Raw genomic sequence first — 20,436 nt, 5'->3', positions numbered from 1 at the left:
CTCATCAGTGATGAGAAATGCTTTTTTGTGAAATTTGATGATTATATCCACCATTTTTCTGCACAAAATATCCCTGCTTCTTGTTCAATAATGTGCGCCATTTGAAAAATGATTTCTTCAGCAAAAGGTTTCCCAATCAATTGCAATCCTAGGGGTAAACCATTTGATGACAGACCAGCAGGAACAGATATTCCTGGTAAGCCAGCCATATTAACGGGTACCGTCAAAATATCATTAAGATACATTGCAACAGCATCATTTTTTATTTTTTCATCAGCAATACTAAAGGCAGGTGTTGGTGTTGCAGGTGTAAGAATAGCATCAATGCCTGAATCAAAACATTGATTAAAATCACGTTTTACGAGTGTTCTTACTTTTTGAGCTTTTAGATAACAGGCATCATAATAGCCTGATGAAAGAACATAAGTTCCAACCAAAATACGCCGCTTGACTTCATCACCAAAACCAACTGAACGCGTATTTTCATACATTTCAATGATATCTTTTCCAGGCACGCGCAAACCAAAACGGACACCATCATAACGCGCTAAATTAGAAGAAGCTTCTGCAGGCGCTATAATATAATAAGAAGGAAGAGCGTATTTTGTATGGGGTAAGGAAATATCACGTATTTCAGCGCCTGCTTCTTTTAACCAATTTATTCCCTTTTGCCAAAGTTCAATGATTTCAGAAGACATTCCATCAAGATGATATTCTTTTGGAATACCAATTTTCATTCCTTTAATTGATTGACCAAGATAACTTTCATAATCAGGAACTGGTAAATTCATGGAAGTAGAATCTTTTTCATCAAAAGAGGCCATTGATCTGAGTAAGATAGCACAATCACGAACATCTCTAGCGATAGGTCCAGATTGATCAAGGGATGAAGCAAACGCAACAACCCCCCATCGTGAACAACGTCCATACGTTGGCTTTATTCCTACAGTGCCCGTAAAGGCTGCTGGTTGACGTATTGAGCCCCCTGTATCTGTTGCTGTTGCCCCAGCACAAAGCCCTGCTGCAACAGCGGCAGCAGAACCACCAGAAGAACCACCGGGGACGAGTTTTTCATTCGAGCCTTTTTTCTTCCACGGACTAATAACGGGGCCATAATATGATGTCTCATTAGAGGAACCCATAGCAAACTCGTCCATATTAAGTTTTCCTAACATTACGGCACCATCTTGCCATAAATTAGCCGTAACGGTTGATTCATAGTGCGGTTTAAAACCATCAAGAATATTTGAACAAGCTTGAGTATGAACACCATGAGTTGCAAAAAGATCTTTAATCCCCAAGGGAATTCCTTCCAAAAGCCCTCCCTCTCCTTTTGCTAAGCGAGTGTCTGATTCAGCAGCCATTTTTCTTGCTTGTTCTGCTGTTATTGTTACATAAGCATTCAAAGCCGGATTAGCCAATTCTATTGCTTTTAAATAAGCTTCCGTTAATTCCGTTGCTTTGAGCTTTTTCTTTATCAGAGCATCACGAGCTTGTGCAATTGTGAGGGTTGTTAAATCAGTCATATTGGCTCTCAAATTTCAAAAATATAAAAAGTTACTCAACAATTTTTGAGACAAGAAAAAAATTTTCTTCTGTAACAGGTGCATTAGCGACAATATCTGCTGCTTTATTGCCATCTGTAACATAATCTTCACGCATTCGTAGAGTCATCGGCATCACAGATGTTAATGGTTCAACCTCACTGACATCAACTTCATTCAATTGCTCTACAAAACCTAAAATAGCATTGAATTTTTTTGTCATAGGTTCCACTTCATTATCGTGGATAGCAATCCGCGCTAAACGTGCAACTCGCTTGACGGTTTCTTGATCAACAGACATATTTTTTTACGCCTTTCTATTTTTGTTTATTTATTGATCCTTATTCTGGCTATACAAGGCTCTGCTTACAAGCGCAAGAATATTAGATAACATGAATAAAGAATATAATTATAGATCTAAAACATTAAAAGACGTATTATAATCCCTATGGCTGTTATTAATATAAATGAAGTTATGACACATCTCTTGCCTGGACAAACAATAGCAGGCTTAGATTTAGGGACAAAAACAATTGGAGTTGCGATTTCTGATATGGGATTAACTGTTTCAAATCCGCGTCCTGTACTCCAGCGAAAGAAATTTACAGAAGATGCCCACACACTTATTAAAATGTTTGATTATGAAAATGTTGGCGTTATTATCATTGGCTTACCTCTTAATATGAATGGAAGCAGTGGCTCTCGTGTTCAAGCGACCAGAGCTTTTGTGAGCAATATGAAAAACTATACAAAAATTCCATTTGTTTTTTGGGATGAGCGCTTATCAACAATTGCTGCAGAACGTTCTCTTTTAGAAATGAATGTATCGCGCACTAAAAGAGCAGGCAGAATTGATTCGGCAGCTGCCGCTTTTATATTGCAAGGTGCTCTCAATAGAATTCAAAACTTTCATCATATGGAAGGATAGAGAACATTAAGCAAATGCCCTGCATTATAGCGTGCAATGAGCATCCCGTAGGAAGATCGCCATTGTCCCCCAAGACGGCTTTCCATATAGGCATTTGCAACATGTTCTATATCCGTAGAACGTAATGACGCAGCAGCGGCAGCATAGGCGACTTGTTCAACAAAAAACCTTCCTGCTCCCTCATTTTTTGATGCCATATCACCGGCAGACTTAATAATTTCAATGGCTCGTGGTCCCGCTGGTCCAATATCAAGAGCAATTTTTTCTAACAATTTCTGAAATAATCCCGGCGCTTTTTCAGCGATAAGAATAGCATCCTTTACCAATTGATTAGCAGAGCTATTTCTTACAATTCGTGCAGGTCCATTATGCAACATTTGTGATAATGGATTATTCTCCATAAAACTTTCAATACCAAGTTGTGCAATAATTTCGCCAATAATAGGTACAACCAATTGACTGACGTGATAAGCAATAATAGGTGTCATAATGCGCGCGAAAGCTGCTTCAGAACGGTCATTTGCTGCATTGTCAAACGCTCGCGCTAAACGCAAAACCAATGCTTGTGAAGCAGCAATATCTAATGCAATATCTGCAAAAATACGTTCTGTCAGGGGGGGTAAAGGTTGATTTGGCATTTTTTTCCGGAAAAAATCTATGCCAAATTGAAGAGCAGCGCGCAAAACACCTGCTGATATGACAGATTGATCAAAACGCATCATCGTCTCAATATCTTTAATAACTTTAAGACCTTCTCCAGCATTCCCCAAAAGCCAGCCATAACTTCCTTGAAAATCAACAACGCCCTCTGGTGTTAAAAGTTCTCCAGAGCGCTGAATTAAATGGCGAATCGATATTAATCCATTTAATGCACCATTTTCCTGTATACGTGGAATAAAAAAGCAACTTAAATGACCATTTAAATCTGTACTAACCAGATATCCATCCGCTGTAGGATTAATAACATTGGTTTTTACAACATTTAAACGATATAGATCTCGTTGCATATTTTCATCGAAAGAAATTTTTTTAACACCTGGAAAATTGAAAGCGTATTGTTCAATGTCTTCAAAAGCACACGTCAGAGAAGCAGATTTTTTATGATGAATAGGCCTTGATGAGGAATCATATTGGCGTGACAAAAGGACATTTTGCCATTTTTTGAAGAGTTCACTATCACTAATTAAGACAGCAATTGCTGCACTCGTTGTAATAACCTCATTCAAATGCCCTGTTTCTAAACCAGCAGATAAAGCCAAACGAATCGCACGCGCTTGATAACGTACCCCATTTTCTGAGCTTGTATTTTCCCAAAGCGAGGTAACCAACCCCGCACGTCTAGAATATCGTTGAAGGTCTTGATAGGAAGGATGTATTTCTAATTTTTCTGCCTGTTTCCCCCATTCATCGTTATAATGTAATAAGGGCTTATAATGATTCGCTGAACAAGAAAGCTTCCACGCTTCTCGACTCGCAGCAAAATCCCCTATTTCTTCAAAGCTTGCTAATAAAGACTTAGGTAAAGTAGAGGCCATACGAAACATAAGCGTATCGCTAAGAAATGTATTTTTTCGACGAGCATTTTGCGCAGAGACAGCACTCATAGGTATATTCCACTATTCAAATCATTCATATCATAGACTATTTGTCTTTTTAGAGTTAAGAAACATTTATCATATTCAAACAAATGCTTGTTTAACCTGTTTAGAGAGAGATAAAGAAGAATGCTATGATTCAAGATAAACTTTTTCCACTTTTCCCTCATAAACATCTTTTAGCTATTAAAGATCTGAGTGTACAAGACCTTAATACATTGCTTGATCGTGCAGAATCAAACGTTATCCTTTCTAACAAAATTGATAAAAAAAAATCTATTTTGCGCGGACGAACTCAAATTAATCTTTTTTTTGAAGCCTCTACACGCACACAATCTTCTTTTGAATTAGCAGGTAAAAGATTAGGAGCAGATGTGATGAGTGTCGCGATCGGCAACTCATCTGTAAAAAAAGGGGAAACATTCCTTGATACAGCCGCAACACTTAATGCGATGAAGCCAGATATACTGGTTTTTCGCCATAGCAGTGCGGGAGCAGCAGCTTTATTAGCGCAAAAAGTTGATTGTTGTGTCATTAATGCAGGTGATGGTGCCCATGAACATCCAACCCAAGCTTTATTAGATGCTCTCACCATTAAAAGAGCAAAAGGTCGTATTGAAGGATTAACTGTTGCCATTTGCGGAGATATCTTGCACTCACGTGTTGCACGTTCGAATATTCTTTGTCTTAATGCTTTGGGTGCTCGTGTTCGTGCTGTTGCTCCTTCAACACTCTTACCCACCGAAATCAATCATATGAGTGTTGAGGTTTTTAACACCATGAAAGAAGGCCTTAAAGATGCTGACGTTATCATGATGTTACGCTTACAGAATGAACGGATGACCGGTTCTTTTATTCCCTCCACGCGTGAATATTTTCATTATTTTGGCTTACATAAAGAAAATTTAGGCTATGCTAAAAACAATTGCATTATTTTACACCCTGGTCCTATAAACCGTGGCGTGGAGATTGCATCCGATATAGCCGATGGACCACAAAGTATGATTCATACCCAAGTAGAAATGGGAATTGCAGTGCGCATGGCGATTATGGAGGCTTTATTAGATAAACGCTTGAAGATCAATGGAGAAAAAAAATGATAAAACCAATTGTTTTTCAAAAAGCTCGTATTATTGATCCTTCACGCGCAATCGATGAAATTGGTACAGTTATTGTTGAAAATGGACAGATTATATCCGCTGGAAAAGAAGCTCTGAATCAGGGATTCCCTGAAGGCGCAGAAATTATTAATGCACAAAACAAAGCCATTCTTCCTGGACTTGTTGATGCACGTGTTTTTGTTGGAGAACCAGGAAGTGAAAATCGTGAGACAATTGCATCGGCAAGTCAGGCAGCCGCAGCAGGTGGTATTACTTCCTTTCTTATGATGCCAGACACCCATCCAGTTATTGATAATGTTGCCTTGGTTCAATTTATTAAGCGCACAGCAGGGGAAATGTCATCGGTCAATATTTATCCTGTTGCTGCAATCACACAAGGTTTTAACGGACAAGAAATAACCGAATTTGGTTTGCTCAAGGATGCAGGAGCCGTTGCTTTTAGTGAAGGAAAAAAAACACTTCAAAACTCTTCTGTTATGCGGCGTGCAATGACTTATGCACGCGATTTTGATATTCCATTGATACACGAGACGCAAGATAAAGATCTTACAGAACAAGGCGTAATGAATGAAGGTCTGCTCGCCAGTTGGCTTGGTCTTTCTGGCATCCCCCGCGAAGCAGAAATTATCCCCCTTGAAAGGGATCTGCGCTTAGCAGCATTAACGCAAACATGCTATCATGCTGCCCAGATATCGACGGCACTCTCTGCTGATGCCCTTCGCTTAAGCAAGCAACGCAGTAAAAAAATTTCAGCTGGTGTATCGATTAATCATTTATCTTTCAACGAAAATGACATTGGCCAATATCAAACTTCTTTCCGCTTCATGCCCCCATTGCGAACAGAAGAAGACCGTATAGCAATGATTGAAGCAATAAAAGATGGCACTATAGATGTCATTGTCTCTTCCCATGATCCTCAGGGGATTGACACAAAACATTTACCATTCAATGCTGCATCAGCGGGCGCTATTGGTATGGAGACCTTGTTGAGTGCTGCCTTACGTCTTTATCATGATGAAAGCCTATCTCTTCTGCGGATAACTGAACTTTTGTCAATGATGCCTGCAAAGCTCTTTGGACTCAATGCTGGAACACTGAAGAAAGGTGCTTATGCAGACCTTATTGTTGTTGATCTTGAAGAACCATGGGTTGTTTCGACAGAGAAGCTTTATTCACGTTCAAAAAATACCCCTTTTGAGAATGCACATTTTCAAGGACGTGTGCTTCAGACCTTTGTGAAAGGGAAATCTGTTTTTAAACTTAATCAACAAACTTAATGAGATTCTGAATGAATGAAGCAGAAATATTTTTCCAGTCCACTCCATGGTTTATTTCCCTCGTATCTTATCTCATTGGCTCGATCCCATTTGGTCTTCTCTTTACGAGATTAGCCAAACTTGGTGATGTAAGAACGATTGGTTCCGGCAATATTGGAGCAACAAATGTTTTACGAACAGGAAATAAGAAAATTGCTGCTCTAACACTTCTTTGTGATATGTTAAAAGGGGCTATCGTTGTTTTCGTTATAAAGTTCTTTAGTGATCCGTTAGACAACAGCATCCTCGTTTTTTTAGCAGGTTTTTTTGCTTTTTTAGGACATCTTTTTCCTGTATGGCTTAAATTTAAGGGTGGCAAAGGTGTTGCAACCTATCTAGGAGTTTGTATAGGGGGCTATTGGCCTGCAGCAATTATTTTTATTGTTGTATGGAGTGCGATTTTTCTTCTCATGCGTTATTCTTCATTATCTGCGCTTGTTGCTGTTACGATCACGCCGATATTTGTTTTTTATTTTTCAGATTCTTATTTCTGTTGTATGCTGATCGCGATGAGCCTATTTGTGTTCATAAAACATTCTGCAAATATCAGTAGATTACTCATTGGGGAAGAAAGTAAGATTGGTACGCAAAACAGAAATAAGTAAAGGAATCCCACTTACTGATCGTCAACGTCTAAGCTGGTTACGGTTATTGCGTAGTGAAAATATTGGCGCTGTTAGTTTTCGCAATCTCATTGATCATTATAAAACAGCAGAAAACGCTCTAGCAGCGCTGCCAGAGCTTAGTAGAAAAGGGGGTGGTTCTGCGTCTATAAAAATAGCAAGCTTAGAAGATGCAGAACAAGAAATACAAGAAGCTGAAAGATTAGGTATTCGGTTTATTGGTATGGGAGAACCAGATTATCCAGCTTTTCTTAAGGTTACAGAAGCACCTCCGCCGCTTATTGCTGTCAAAGGTAATGTTTCAATTTTTCAAAAAACTTCTATTGGAATTATAGGCTCTCGAAATGCTTCAGCTGCTGGAAAAAAGCTTACGACTCAATTTGCGCATTTTCTCGGAGAAGCAGACTTTGTAACAATTTCTGGGCTTGCTCGTGGAATTGATAGCGTTGCGCATCAAGCAAGTTTAAAAACAGGAACTGTTGCAGTCATGGCTGGCGGAATAAATCATATCTATCCTCCTGAAAATAAAAAGTTGTATGAAGATATTATTGCCAATGGTGGAGCCATCATCAGCGAAATGCCCATCTCTTGGAAACCACGTGCTATCGATTTTCCAAGAAGAAACCGTATTATTGCGGCTCTATCACTTGGTCTCTTGGTTGTGGAAGCAGCCCTGCGCTCAGGATCCTTAATTACCGCACGTCAAGCAGCTGAAATGGGACGATTAATTTTTGCCATTCCCGGTTCTCCACTTGATCCAAGATCCGTTGGTACAAACAAACTTATCAAGGACGGCGCTCTGCTTACCACACATCCTTCTGACATCATAGAAATGCTTACACCATTAATTTCACCGCTTCCAAATTCCCAACTCAATTTTTTTGAGGAATCATCCTCTTTACAGCTTGAAAAAGAGAATTTTAATTCAGTAGACGAAAAAAATAGCCATTCCTCTTTAACAACTGATGATGTAGCACGCACAGCAGTCCTCTCCGCTCTTTCAACAACGCCAATCGACTTAGATACACTCAGTACCCACTCCGGTGTTGCACTTCCAACTCTCTACCTCTTGTTGGTAGAACTAGAGCTTGCTGGAAAGCTTATTCGACACTCTGGTGGTTGTGTGTCATTGTCGGATCTTGATCTTCCCCAAGAACCTCAGCACTATTAATAATGCTTTGCCCTTCTTTGGCAACCATATCCAAAAGCAATGCTAAAAGCGGACTATGCGCCTGATGCGCCATCTGATTCATTTGCTTTGACATGTCTGTAATATATTGGATAACTTTCAAATGATTTATAAACATAATCCTCTATCCTTGAGCATTTCCCCTCCTACCTCTCAATAGACGTTATCTTAGTATTTCGCCGTATGTTTTTGTAATAACAGTGGAAAATAAATCGTGTAATTCTATATAGGGCGCGTTTTAATAATAACAATCATAAGTTGTACAATATTCATGTTTTTTATATGGCTAATATTTTTTTATATGTTTTTAAGTAATTGCTATTAGCTATTCGCGTAAAAGGCGTTTATAAAGCAGTTTTTTATTTCAATATTCGGGTAAAATTATGAATATCGTTATCGTTGAATCTCCAGCAAAAGCAAAAACAATTAATAAATATCTTGGGTCTCAATACAAAGTTGTCGCATCATTTGGACATGTTCGTGATTTGCCTGCAAAAGATGGCTCTGTTTTACCGGATCAAGATTTTTCGATGAAATGGAATATAGATTCTGCTGCTGCTAAACGTTTAAATGAAATAGCAAAAGCCGTTAAAAAAGCCGATAGTCTTATCTTAGCAACAGACCCTGATCGTGAAGGAGAAGCTATTTCATGGCATATTCTGGATGTTCTTCGTCAAAAAAAAGTTTTAAAAGATAAACCTATTAAAAGAGTTGTCTTCAATGCCATCACTAAAAAATCAGTGCTTGATGCCATGAACAATCCACGTGATATTGATACATCACTTGTTGATGCTTATCTTGCACGTCGCGCTCTTGATTATCTCGTTGGTTTTACACTTTCTCCTGTTTTATGGCGGAAACTCCCTGGTGCGCGTTCTGCTGGGCGCGTTCAGTCGGTTGCTTTGCGTATTATTTGTGACCGTGAATTGGAAATAGAACATTTTATCAAAGAAGATTATTGGTCCATTACAACACAGCTAAAAACCATCCGAAATGATTGTTTTCAAGCAAGGTTGACAATGTTTAATCAAAGGAAAATTGGCAAACTTGATATTCAATCTCAAAAACAAGCAGATCAAATTCACCTTATGTTGGAGAAGGCCCAATATCATACACTCAGTGTTGAAGCAAAACCGACAAAGAGAAATCCTTTTCCTCCGTTTACAACCTCTACACTACAACAAGCGGCTTCTTCAAAATTAGGCTTTTCAGCTTCTCGCACTATGCAAATTGCCCAAAAGCTTTATGAAGGGATTGAAATTAACGGTGAAATGGCAGGACTTATTACTTATATGCGTACCGATGGTGTACAAATAGCACCAGAAGCCATTGATGCGGCAAGAAAAGTCATTCATGAATCTTTTGGTCAAGACTATATTCCTGAAAAGCCGCGCCTTTATTCAACAAAGGCAAAAAATGCACAGGAAGCGCATGAAGCAATCCGCCCAACAGATTTTCAACGAACTCCCAACCAAGTCCGTAATTTTCTCGACAATGATCAAGCAAAGCTCTATGAACTGATATGGAAGCGCGCTATTGCCAGCCAAATGCGTTCTGCTGAAATTGAACGTACAACCGTTGAAATTGAAGCCCAGCAGGGAGACAACCGTGCAAGCCTTCGTGCAACAGGGTCTGTTGTTCGTTTTGACGGGTTTATTTCTGTCTATACGGATCAACGAAACGAAGAAAATAATGAAGAAAATGAAACAACCCGTTTACCACAAATAAACACGGATGAAACACTTACACAAGAAAAAGTTGAATCTGTACAACATACCACAGAGCCCCCTCCCCGTTATTCTGAGGCCTCATTAATTAAAAAGCTTGAAGAATTAGGAATTGGTCGTCCTTCAACTTATGCCTCCACATTAGCGACATTGTGTGATCGTGGATATATTATCATTGATAAGCGAAAACTTATTCCTGATGCTAAGGGGCGTATTGTTACAGCTTTTCTTGAAAATTTCTTTAATCGCTATGTAGAATATGGTTTTACAGCAGATCTTGAAGAAAAACTGGATCTTATCTCTGATGGCAAACTTTCTTGGAAAGATGTATTACGCGATTTTTGGGATGGATTTAATGCCTCTATTAGCAATATCCAAGAACTCCGTATCACCAATGTCCTTGATGTTTTAAATGTAACATTAGCACCTCTTGCTTTTCCTGAACGTGAAGATGGAAGTGATGTGCGTTCCTGCCCTCTTTGTAAGAATGGTCAATTATCATTAAAACTGGGCCGTTATGGCGCTTTTGTTGGCTGTTCCAATTATCCTGAATGCAAATACACACGCCAACTTGGTACAGATACAAAAGAAGATAATGAAGCTGCGCACAATGACGAACCTGTTATACTTGGGATTGATCCTGAGACAGGAAAAGATATTTCTCTTCGCAATGGCCGTTTTGGTCTCTACATTCAACGAGGTGAAAGCAAAGAAGTTAAGCGCGCAGGACTACCAAAAGAATGGCAGGCAGAAAACATAACCCTTGAAAAGGCCTTGGCTTTACTATCCCTTCCCCGTGAAATTGGCCTTCATCCTGAAACTGGTAAAATGATTACAGCGACAATTGGGCGATATGGTCCCTACCTTAGTCATAATGGAAAATCTGCACGCCTTCTTCATGCAGATGAAGTTTTTGAGATTGGTATCAACCGCGCTGTTACAGTATTGGCAGAACAACAAGAAAATAAAACCAAGCAAAGCAGAACAACACCTGCAGCATTGGCAATATTAGGGGAGCATCCAGAAGGAGGAACTATCACCGTACGCAATGGACGTTACGGTCCTTATGTCAATTGGGGTAAAATTAATGCAACATTGCCAAAAGAGAAAGATCCCATTAATGTAACCCTTCCAGAGGCATTAGAACTTATATCGGCTAAAGCATCGAGCAAAAAGACAACTTCAAAAAGAGCTTCTTCCAAGACAAAAGCAAAGACAAAAGAGACATAAATTTTGGCTAAAGGTGAAAAAAACGTAAAATACCTCTCCTCATTCAGGGGAGAAAAATTGCCCAATAAGGAGGAAATTCTTTCCTTTATTAATGAGAATCCTGATCGATCAAGTAAACGAGAAATAGCCAAAGCTTTTAACTTAAAAGGTAATTCTCGTATCTGGCTTAGAGATATATTACGTGCGTTAAAGAATCAAAATCTTATATCTAAACAGCGCAAAAGAGAAATAAACAAAGGAAAATTACCCCCTGTTGCTTTAGTAAAAATTAGTGAACGTGATAAAGATGGCGGTTTTATTGCACAACCTCTTGAATGGAAAGATACGCCAAAGCCCAATATTGAAATACACTCTTTTCATTACATAAAGGGAGGGAGTGTTGGTGTTGGAGATCATGTTCTTGTAAAAGTTTTTCGAAATAAAAATTCTCAAAATCCTCCATATAGGGGGCAAATTATTCGTAAAATTGAACTATCCCCAAAGAGCACATTTGGTATTGTACGAAAGTTGAAAAATAATCAATGGCGCCTTGATCCTATAGATCGCAAAACCAATGAACTCATAGTTGAAATGTCTCCAGACATGAAGATTGAAACGGGTGATCTTGTTGAAGTTGAAATAAAAAAAAATACTGGTTATGGACTAAAAAGTGCACAAGTAAAAAATGTCTTAGGACATATTAAGAGTGAAAAAACACTCTCCATGATTGCTCTTCTCTCAAAAGGAATTCCTCATATTTTTCCTGAAAGCGTTCTTGAGCAAGTTAAACATATCAAAGCTGCCAAGATGGATAATCGCGAAGATTGGCGACAATTACCATTTATTACGATCGATCCCCCAGATGCCAAAGACCATGATGATGCAGTTTACGCAAGCAAGGATAAGGATCCTACAAATAATGGTGGCTGGATTATTGTTGTAGCCATTGCAGATGTTTCTTACTATATTAAAACAGGAAGTGCTTTAGATAAAGAAGCATTGAAACGCGGAAATTCTGTTTATTTTCCTGATACTGTTGTACCAATGCTGCCTGAACGTCTTTCTCATGATTTATGCTCTCTGCGTGAAGGAAAAGAAAGGCCAGCTTTAGCCGTTCGTATGATTTTTGATGCCAACGGTAATAAACAAAAACATAGTTTTCATCGTATTATGATGCGTGTAAGAGCCAAACTCTCCTATCAAGAAGTGCAATTGGCAAGAAAAGGACATATCCATAAAAAAAGCGCGGCTCTGCTTGAAAATATCTTGCACCCCTTATGGGAAGCTTATGCATGCCTTAAGGCCGCGCGGGATCGTCGACAACCATTAGAATTAGAAATAGCAGAAAAAAAGATTATTCTTGATCAAAATGGATCTATCCAAGATGTTGTGAGTGAAGAACATCTAGAAGCCCATCGTTTGATTGAAGAGTTTATGATACAAGCCAATATTGCAGCTTCTGAAACATTAAAAAAACATCATCAGCCCTTCATCTACCGTATTCATGACAAACCTTCTCTTGCCAAACAAGAAATATTGCGGACTTTTCTTAAAAGTTTAGGGATATCACTCTCTAAAAGTGCTGAATTAACATCAGCACGTCTTAATAGAATTTTAGAAAAGGTCGCTCATACCGAACAACAAGAACTGGTCAATCAAGTCATTTTGCGTTCACAATCACAGGCAGAATACAACCCTAAAAACAGTGGCCATTTTGGTTTGAATTTGCAGAACTATACGCATTTTACATCACCAATTCGCCGTTATGCTGATCTCATTATTCATCGAGCACTCATTAAAGCTCTGAAATTAGGAAATGATCAATTAACTGATACACAAGAACAAGATCTTGCAGAAATTGCTACAAAAATTTCTTTATACGAGCGCCGTGCCATGATCGCTGAAAGAGAAACAATTGATCGGCTTGTTTCTCACTATCTAACGAATAAAATTGGCCATATTTTTACAGGTCGCATTTCCGGAGTTACAAAAGCCGGTCTTTTTATCTCACTTGATAAACTCAATACAGATGGTTTTGTGCACATTTCTACACTTAAAAATGATTATTATCATTTTGATGAAGCACAACATGTTCTCGTAGGACAGCGTAGCCATAAAGGCTATCAGCTCAGTGATAGTGTAGAAGTAAAACTTATAACGGTACAACCTTTTGCTGGTGCTTTAAGCTTTGAGCTCTTAACAGAGCCTCGTCCGATCCAATTTTCATCGACATCCTACCATAAAAACAAATTTAAAAAACAAAAGCATAGTTTTTATGGAAGAAGAAAATATTAATTCAACATAAAAAAAACATTTTTACAATTTTGACTGTATTATTTTTTATTTTAATACTCTAAAGCGTTTTATTGAAAATACCGCATCTTATCTTTCTTCTATTCAATAGAATAGAAAGAATAATAACTTCAAGCTCATAAATGCCCTATAATGTATGGGATTTATATTATTTTATGTGACAATCTTCTTCCTTTATTATATAAGGACGTGTGTTTTATATCTATAATAACTGTATAAAAATCTTGCAGGTTTTTTATACTCAATGAAATGAGAAAACTTTCGAAAGTTGGTTTGGTCTTTCCTTCATTTTAGCTCACCCTTTTATTATTCGAATAAACAAAAGTATTTTAAGCTATTCTCATGAAAAAAAAAGCTTTTGATTCTCAAAATAATTCTTTGCGTGCAATTATTGCCGCTATTGCAACCATTGGCATCGTTGGAACAGCATTGGCAATGGGAACACAACTTATCTCTCTTCTTATGGCAGAGAAAGGGCTTTCCAACAGTACGATTGGCTATAGTGGAACTGTTGGTGGAATTGCCACAATTGTTGCAGCTATTTTTACGCCTCGAATTGCTTTAAGCTTAGGCATTTCTCAAACAATATTGCTTGTGATGATGATAGGATCTTTAAGTTTTTTAGGATTCTATTTTTTTGATTCCCTATGGATTTGGTTCATTTTAAAGTTTATTTTACATTTCACCATGACAGTTATGTTTATCCTGTCAGAGTTTTGGATCAACAGTTATGCTCCCCCCAAAAAACGCGGTTTGATTCTTTCTATTTATGCAATTGTCTTAGGATTAGGGTTTGTGATAGGTCCAACACTGCTAGCAAAAGTGGGAACACAAGGATTTATTCCTTTTGGCGTTGGCTATAGCCTTATTATACTTGCTACTATACCAATTTTTGCAGCTTGGAAATTGAGTCCAGAATTTCAAAAAAAACAATATACGCCATTTTTTCGTTATCTTTTTCACGTTCCAAGCGCAATGATGGCGGTATTTGTTTACGGTGCCATTCAAATGGGCGTATTAACTCTTATAATACCTTTTAGTTTATCCATTGGTTATAATGAGAATGAAGCAGCACACTTTATGACAACCCTTGCACTCGGGAATGTTTTTCTCTTAATTCCTATCAGCTTGATAAGCGACTATGCCAAAGATCGGCGCTATCCGCTGATAGGTTGTGCTCTCTTAGGCTTTGTAGGCACTTTTATAATACCATGGATTCTTCAATATCCATGGATTTTTATGTTCGATCTATTACTTCTAGGTGGTGTAACAGCGAGCCTTTATACAATTAGTCTTGCACATCTGGGAGCACGTCTAAAAGGTCAAGAACTTGCTGCTGCTAATTCTGCTTTTATTTTTTGCTATGGCATTGGTATGCTCATCGGACCAACTCTTATTGGAAAATCCATGGATATCTTTAAACCCTTCGGGTTTTCAATAGCTATGGCTGTTTTTTTTGGTTTATATGTTATTTTGGTCTTTATCCAACTTATGAGAAAATTAATCAGCTCTTGACTTTTTTGAGAACATCCGTAGTGTTGCCGGAAAATCTGATGATGTCGGAAATAAATTTTGACAACGATGATATTTTTTCAGTATAAATAGGGTTTTTACATTATGGCTAAAGCAGCAACCATTAAGATCAAGCTTTTATCAACAGCAGATACTGGTTTTTTCTATGTAACAAAGAAAAACAGCCGTACAATGACAGATAAAATGAGCAAACGTAAATATGATCCAGTTGTAAAAAAGCACGTTGAATTTAAAGAAACAAAAATTAAATAAATATGCCAATCATTCTTAATAGATTTTATACTCTAAAAGAGATGTGGCGTTATTGCTCTTCAAAGTTATTTTCTAGGGCAGTGTTTTTTTGTATCTTAAAAAGTTTACTTTAAGATCTGTACAACTTTAAATTTCGATGTCCTATACAGATTTGGCTAAGTTGATTTATTGTTTAAGTTGCTTATATATTATACTGCATAAGTATTTTATTATGCTTATATCTAGCAAAAATTTTATCATTAAAGTGAGACGTTTTTTCGTTATGTGAATAAAGTTTTTGAAAGATTTGAAGCAATACTCAATAAAATGTGTTATAATGATAGTAGCTGTTTCTGTAGTTCATGAAAAATTTTTTTTCTCATTTTAATCTAAAAAGCTCAAAAATTTTTATCGGTTTTAGTATTTTTATCGCTGTCATCATTGTGATCATTATGGCAACTTATTTTAAAAAGAATCAACCGTTTCTTGAAAAAGAAAAATTTTTTTCTCAAACTTTTGTTGAAGGAAAAGCATCAGTCATTGATGGCGATTCCATCATAATTTCTTCCATTAAGGTTCGACTGGTTGGAATTGATGCTCCTGAACTCCATCAATTTTGTGGAAAAAAAAATGCACGATACCCTTGTGGGCTTAAGGCAAAAAAATATTTAGAACAACTACTCGAAAATCAAACTGTCACATGTTACTGGCATAAAACAGATAGATATCATCGTATCCTTGCAACATGTCAAACAAAACAAGTTAGCAATATCAACGCAATGCTTGTACAAAATGGGTGGGCTGTAAGCTATTATGACTATCCAAAAGAAGAGCAAGAAGCCAGAAGGAAAAAAAAGGGAATATGGGCATCAAGTTTTCAACGCCCAAAAGAATGGCGCAAAGCAAATCCTCGCACAGAATAAGAAAAGTATTTTCAAATTTTATTGACCAATGAAACCATGTAACCCCATTCTCAAACTTGAAAAAAAAATCTATTCTTGTCGGGTTTGTATCCAACAACCACATTATTTTCCTCCTCTCCCTCATGAACCAAATCCCGTCGTTTATTTATCTGATACGGCTTCGATTGCAATTGCAGGACAAGCGCCAGGATTGCGTGTTCATGAAACATCTATCCCTTTTAATGATCGCTCTGGTGAAAGATTACGTGATTGGCTTAATGTCACGAAAGAAGAATTTTATAATAGATCTCTCTTTGCACTTGTTCCTATGGGATTTTGTTTTCCAGGTTATGACAAAAATAAAGCTGATTTGCCACCAAGACGTGAATGTCGAGAAATATGGCATGAGAAGATATTTCAAGCGATGCCTCAAATAAAGCTTGTTCTTGCTATTGGCAGTTATGCGCAAAAGTGGCATATCACAGAATTAAAACATAAAACTGTTTCAGCAACTGTTCGTGATTGGAGAAATATCCTTTCCATCTCCCAACCTCGAGGCTATAATGTCATGCCTTTGCCTCATCCATCATGGCGAAATACTGCTTGGTTACAGAAAAATCCATGGTTTAATGATGAGCTTATTGTATATCTGCATCGTTTAGTGCGTAAATATTTATAAATTAAAATATTGAGAGAAAATATGGATCGTCTTGACCGAAAAATTTTACATCTTTTGCAAGAAAATGCGACACTCTCTGTCGCTGATATTGCTAAAAAAGTAGGACTTTCGACCACTCCTTGCTGGCGTAGAATTCAAAAACTTGAAGAAGACGGTGTTATTCAGCGTCGCGTTGCCGTTCTTTCTCCAGAAAAAGTAAATGCGCACGTAACTGTTTTTGTTTCTATTCGTACAAACACCCATAGTCATGAATGGTTTAAGCGTTTTTCAAAAGTCGTGCAAGAATTCTGTGAAGTCATTGAATTTTATCGAATGAGTGGAGATATTGACTATTTATTGCGTGTCGTTGTTCCTGATATTGAAGCTTATGATCTTTTTTATAAAAAATTAATTTCTAAAATTGACATTCGTGATGTTTCATCTTCCTTCGCAATGGAACAGATTAAATATACAACGGAACTTCCACTCAATTATATTAAATTACATGAAAAGGTAAATGAGCAAAGTTCTTAAAAGTTTTTATATCCATCTCATTATCCTTTTAGGTATTTAAACTTTCTTGTTCCAAAACTGTCATTTGTGCATGTGTTAAAACAGCAGCTTTAACGATACCAGCCGCCATGGCGGCTCCTGCCCCTTCACCAAGGCCCATTCCCAAATCTAGAAGTGGTTCTTTATCAATTTTTTTTAAAAGTTTACGATGCGCTTTCTCAGAAGAAACATGCCCAACAAGCGTATGTTCAAGAGCTCTTGGATGCATTTTATAAAGGATAGCAGCAGCTGCTGTTGCCACAAAACCATCTAAAATAACGGGTATTTTTTCCATTCTTGCTGCTAAAATAGCACCAACCATAGCAGCAATTTCACGTCCTCCTAAGCGACGCATTATCTCAAAAGGGTCATTAAAATGCTCTTGATGCAAAGCAATGGCTGTTTTAACCGCTGCTATTTTACGCTGATAAAAATCACCTTCCGATCCCATACCATTTTCTATCCACTCTTCAACTTCTCCACCAAATAATGCGAAACATAAAGCTGAAGCTATTGTTGTATTTCCAATCCCCATTTCACCGATACATAAAAGATCTGTTCCACCAGCAATGGATTCCATACCAAATGCCATTGTAGCAGCCGCACTCCGTTCGTCCATTGCGGCATCCTTCGTAATATTCATTGTTGGATATTCCAATGCTAAATCAAAAATTTTTAATCCAAGATCATAAGCGATACAAATTTGGTTGATAGCAGCACCACCAGATGCAAAGTTTTCTACCATCTTTTGCGTCATAGATTGTGGAAATGGTGTAACATTCTCTTCTACAATGCCATGGTTTCCAGAAAAAATAGCAACCAAAGGTCGTGTTGCGATAGGTTTTTCTATACCTCTCCACCCCGCATACCAAACAGCAATATCTCCCAGTTTTCCTAATGCTCCTCGCCCTTTTGTTAAGTTTTCTTGCCGTTTTTTAGCCAAAATTATAGAAAACTCATCAGCAACAGGTAAATTTGTAAGCAAAGCACGAAAATCATCAAATGGACTAACAGTCATGAGGATACCTTTTAAAATCTACAATGTTTAATGAAAATCACGTCATACAGATAGGGTATGAATAATTTATTGCTTTGTTTTAAAAACGTTAAATATTATAAAAGCGATGATTTTTATATTCTATTTTTTACAACAAACATATAATATTCAAAATATTATCAATATGTTATGATTACCTTTACAAGATACCCTTAACCTATTTTTCTATTGAATAGGCGTAATGAGTATGACGTTTAATATATATAAATTCTAACATTCTTATTCATAATAAAGTTATAAATTTTTAAAAATTATAAAATTGAAATAAGAAAAATCATCGCGAAAAAATCAAATTGCATAAATGACACAACTTTTAACATATATTAATTGTCGAATTGTTATTCAATAAGAGCGGAAAAAGCTTCTTTTAAAATATATATATCTGCATTTGGTTTTATCGCGTCATTTGAGAGTATTTGCCGCCATCGACGTGCTCCACTCTGCCCATGAAATAAACCAATCATATGACGCGTCACATGAGAAAGTCGCCCCCCCGATGCAATATGTTGAGACGCATAATCACACATAATCTCAATAAGATCCCTCTCACTCAAATTATTTTGCGATTCACCATAGAGTTCAAAATCAATATGTTTTAACAAAGTTGGATCATGATAAACTTGGCGACCAACCATGACAGCATCACAGAAAGTCAAGTGCTCTTTGATCTCATCAATCGATTTAATTCCACCATTTATCCCAATGAATTTATGAGGATATTTTTGTTTTAATTTATAAACCCTTTCATAATTAAGGGGCGGAACATTGCGATTTTCTTTCGGGCTCAGTCCTTTTAGCCACGCTTTACGCGCATGAACCCAAAGAGCATCACACCCTGCATTCCAAACTTTATCTGCTAAAAGATCTAAAGCTAATTCTTCATCTTGTTCGTCAACCCCAAGCCGACATTTGACCGTTACAGGTATAGTAACCACTCGTTTCATTGCTTCCACAGCATTTGCCACAATGTCTGGATGCAACATCAAACAAGCCCCAAATACACCTGCTTGAACACGATTTGATGGACAACCAACATTGAGATTTATTTCGTTATAGCCAAAATCTTCAGCAATCCGTGCAGCCTCTGCCAACTTTTCTGAATCTGCCCCCCCTAATTGTAATGCAACTGGACATTCTTTATGGCTAAAAGCCAACAATTGTTCGCGAACACCATGAATGACAGCATCTGCTACCATCATTTCCGTATAAAGAAGCGCTTTTTTCGTTAAAAGACGATAAAAAAACCGGCAATGCCGGTCTGTCCAGTCCAACATTGGTGCTACTGCAAATTTTACAGGCGATGGAAGATTGTAAAATATCATGAAGGCACTGCTCTTATATCCCTATAGTTCTCACTTTATACAGAGAAAAATACTTAACTTAATTTATAAAAAGGTTTATTTTTATACTAATTATGAATATAATAATAAGAACTTTGTTCAATTGATAGAAAGATTTACTATAATCAATCATGAAAAAATGCAACATTGCACTTTTCATAGAGTAATGCTCGGATATATGAACATTAAAAAAGAAGATTCCCACTGTAATATAAAAAACTCATTTGCAAGTTCTTCTTACAGCCCGTTAAGCCTTTATCCATCATGATTTGGTACGGTATTTATATAATAAATGATAAACCAATATACAGTTTTTCGTAATAAGTTTAATTTTCTTGAACCTTTTTCAGTTTATTGTAAAGCAAACGCGACAGAAAGAGTGCTTTTATTGCGTCTCGAATAAAAAACAAAGATTTTTTTGTTTCATACGAATCCAATTATAAATTATTTTTTATGCGTTTTTCTTGCTGATATTTATTAAATTTTTCTTCATAGGATATGATAAATTTTACTCTAAATATTCTATCCAATTTTTCCATTTTATTCTTTATGGCTGTTGCAAAAAAAACTAAATTGAGAATATAGACAATTATTCTCT

Annotated in this window: 18 protein-coding genes; 12 read left to right on the top strand and 6 right to left on the bottom strand. The window is 37.1% G+C overall.

What is annotated here, in order from left to right; all coding sequences use genetic code 11:
- Nucleotides 1-41: 41 nt before the first annotated feature.
- Entirely contained in the window at nt 42-1,526 is a 1,485-nt protein-coding gene (gene gatA, locus CEV08_RS03960; protein WP_100130465.1) for an Asp-tRNA(Asn)/Glu-tRNA(Gln) amidotransferase subunit GatA, read from the bottom strand.
- A 31-nt stretch (nt 1,527-1,557) separates the two neighbouring features.
- Nucleotides 1,558-1,845, bottom strand: a complete 288-nt coding sequence (gene gatC, locus CEV08_RS03955) for an Asp-tRNA(Asn)/Glu-tRNA(Gln) amidotransferase subunit GatC (RefSeq protein ID WP_100130464.1) — start codon at nt 1,843-1,845, stop codon at nt 1,558-1,560.
- A 147-nt stretch (nt 1,846-1,992) separates the two neighbouring features.
- Here gatC and ruvX point away from each other — a divergent pair, with 147 nt between their 5' ends.
- The gene (gene ruvX / locus CEV08_RS03950; protein WP_100130463.1) at nt 1,993-2,472 is read left to right on the top strand and encodes a Holliday junction resolvase RuvX; all 480 of its coding nucleotides are present in this window, start codon (nt 1,993-1,995) and stop codon (nt 2,470-2,472) included.
- Here the strand turns inward: ruvX and CEV08_RS03945 are convergent.
- Nucleotides 2,457-4,076, bottom strand: coding sequence for an acyl-CoA dehydrogenase family protein (locus tag CEV08_RS03945; RefSeq protein ID WP_100130462.1), 1,620 nt, complete (start codon nt 4,074-4,076; stop codon nt 2,457-2,459). The genes ruvX and CEV08_RS03945 overlap by 16 nt on opposite strands.
- Nucleotides 4,077-4,201: 125 nt before the next feature.
- Here CEV08_RS03945 and CEV08_RS03940 point away from each other — a divergent pair, with 125 nt between their 5' ends.
- The 4 genes from CEV08_RS03940 to dprA are packed head-to-tail and all read left to right on the top strand — an operon-like array spanning nt 4,202 to nt 8,298.
- The gene (locus CEV08_RS03940; RefSeq protein WP_100130461.1) at nt 4,202-5,167 is read left to right on the top strand and encodes an aspartate carbamoyltransferase catalytic subunit; all 966 of its coding nucleotides are present in this window, start codon (nt 4,202-4,204) and stop codon (nt 5,165-5,167) included.
- Entirely contained in the window at nt 5,164-6,465 is a 1,302-nt protein-coding gene (locus tag CEV08_RS03935; protein ID WP_100130460.1) for a dihydroorotase, read from the top strand. Before CEV08_RS03940 ends, CEV08_RS03935 begins: the two co-directional genes overlap by 4 nt.
- 11 nt (nt 6,466-6,476) lie before the next feature.
- Nucleotides 6,477-7,109, top strand: a complete 633-nt coding sequence (plsY, locus tag CEV08_RS03930) for a glycerol-3-phosphate 1-O-acyltransferase PlsY (protein WP_100130459.1) — start codon at nt 6,477-6,479, stop codon at nt 7,107-7,109.
- Nucleotides 7,084-8,298 (top strand): DNA-processing protein DprA, encoded by a 1,215-nt coding sequence (dprA, locus tag CEV08_RS03925; protein ID WP_180753546.1) that lies wholly within the window; start codon nt 7,084-7,086, stop codon nt 8,296-8,298. The genes plsY and dprA overlap by 26 nt, the downstream gene beginning before the upstream one ends.
- Here dprA and CEV08_RS09870 read toward each other — a convergent pair.
- Nucleotides 8,228-8,434 carry a hypothetical protein gene (locus tag CEV08_RS09870; protein WP_100130457.1) on the bottom strand — a complete coding sequence of 69 codons (207 nt, stop codon included), beginning with the start codon at nt 8,432-8,434 and terminating at the stop codon, nt 8,228-8,230. The genes dprA and CEV08_RS09870 overlap by 71 nt on opposite strands.
- Before the next feature lie 265 nt (nt 8,435-8,699).
- Here CEV08_RS09870 and topA point away from each other — a divergent pair, with 265 nt between their 5' ends.
- The 7 genes from topA to CEV08_RS03885 all read left to right on the top strand — a co-directional run bounded on the left by topA (nt 8,700) and on the right by CEV08_RS03885 (nt 17,423).
- Nucleotides 8,700-11,273: a type I DNA topoisomerase gene (gene topA, locus CEV08_RS03915; RefSeq protein WP_100130456.1), complete on the top strand. Its 2,574-nt coding sequence runs from the start codon at nt 8,700-8,702 to the stop codon at nt 11,271-11,273.
- A gap of 3 nt (nt 11,274-11,276) precedes the next feature.
- Nucleotides 11,277-13,547 carry a ribonuclease R gene (gene rnr / locus CEV08_RS03910; protein WP_100130455.1) on the top strand — a complete coding sequence of 757 codons (2,271 nt, stop codon included), beginning with the start codon at nt 11,277-11,279 and terminating at the stop codon, nt 13,545-13,547.
- 360 nt (nt 13,548-13,907) lie between these two features.
- A complete protein-coding gene (locus CEV08_RS03905; RefSeq protein WP_100130454.1) occupies nt 13,908-15,080 on the top strand; it encodes an MFS transporter in 1,173 nt (390 codons plus the stop codon).
- Between the two features lie 102 nt (nt 15,081-15,182).
- A complete protein-coding gene (gene rpmG, locus CEV08_RS03900; protein ID WP_004864083.1) occupies nt 15,183-15,350 on the top strand; it encodes a 50S ribosomal protein L33 in 168 nt (55 codons plus the stop codon).
- A gap of 341 nt (nt 15,351-15,691) precedes the next feature.
- Nucleotides 15,692-16,252 carry a thermonuclease family protein gene (locus tag CEV08_RS03895; RefSeq protein WP_100130453.1) on the top strand — a complete coding sequence of 187 codons (561 nt, stop codon included), beginning with the start codon at nt 15,692-15,694 and terminating at the stop codon, nt 16,250-16,252.
- Nucleotides 16,253-16,280: 28 nt separating this feature from the next.
- The gene (locus tag CEV08_RS03890; protein WP_100130452.1) at nt 16,281-16,910 is read left to right on the top strand and encodes a uracil-DNA glycosylase family protein; all 630 of its coding nucleotides are present in this window, start codon (nt 16,281-16,283) and stop codon (nt 16,908-16,910) included.
- A 21-nt stretch (nt 16,911-16,931) separates the two neighbouring features.
- A complete protein-coding gene (locus CEV08_RS03885) occupies nt 16,932-17,423 on the top strand; it encodes an Lrp/AsnC family transcriptional regulator (RefSeq protein ID WP_100130451.1) in 492 nt (163 codons plus the stop codon).
- 28 nt (nt 17,424-17,451) lie between these two features.
- On the opposite strand, the gene cobT is transcribed toward CEV08_RS03885, so the two are convergent.
- Nucleotides 17,452-18,459 carry a nicotinate-nucleotide--dimethylbenzimidazole phosphoribosyltransferase gene (gene cobT / locus CEV08_RS03880; protein WP_100130450.1) on the bottom strand — a complete coding sequence of 336 codons (1,008 nt, stop codon included), beginning with the start codon at nt 18,457-18,459 and terminating at the stop codon, nt 17,452-17,454.
- Nucleotides 18,460-18,836: 377 nt separating this feature from the next.
- Nucleotides 18,837-19,820 (bottom strand): tRNA dihydrouridine(20/20a) synthase DusA, encoded by a 984-nt coding sequence (gene dusA, locus CEV08_RS03875; protein WP_100130449.1) that lies wholly within the window; start codon nt 19,818-19,820, stop codon nt 18,837-18,839.
- Between the last annotated feature and the right edge of the window lie 616 nt (nt 19,821-20,436).

This window comes from Bartonella tribocorum (assembly GCF_002778015.1).
Taxonomy (GTDB): domain Bacteria; phylum Pseudomonadota; class Alphaproteobacteria; order Rhizobiales; family Rhizobiaceae; genus Bartonella; species Bartonella tribocorum_B.
The sequence above is the reverse complement of the archived record's forward strand: the minus strand, read 5'-3'. Positions and strand labels throughout refer to the sequence as shown.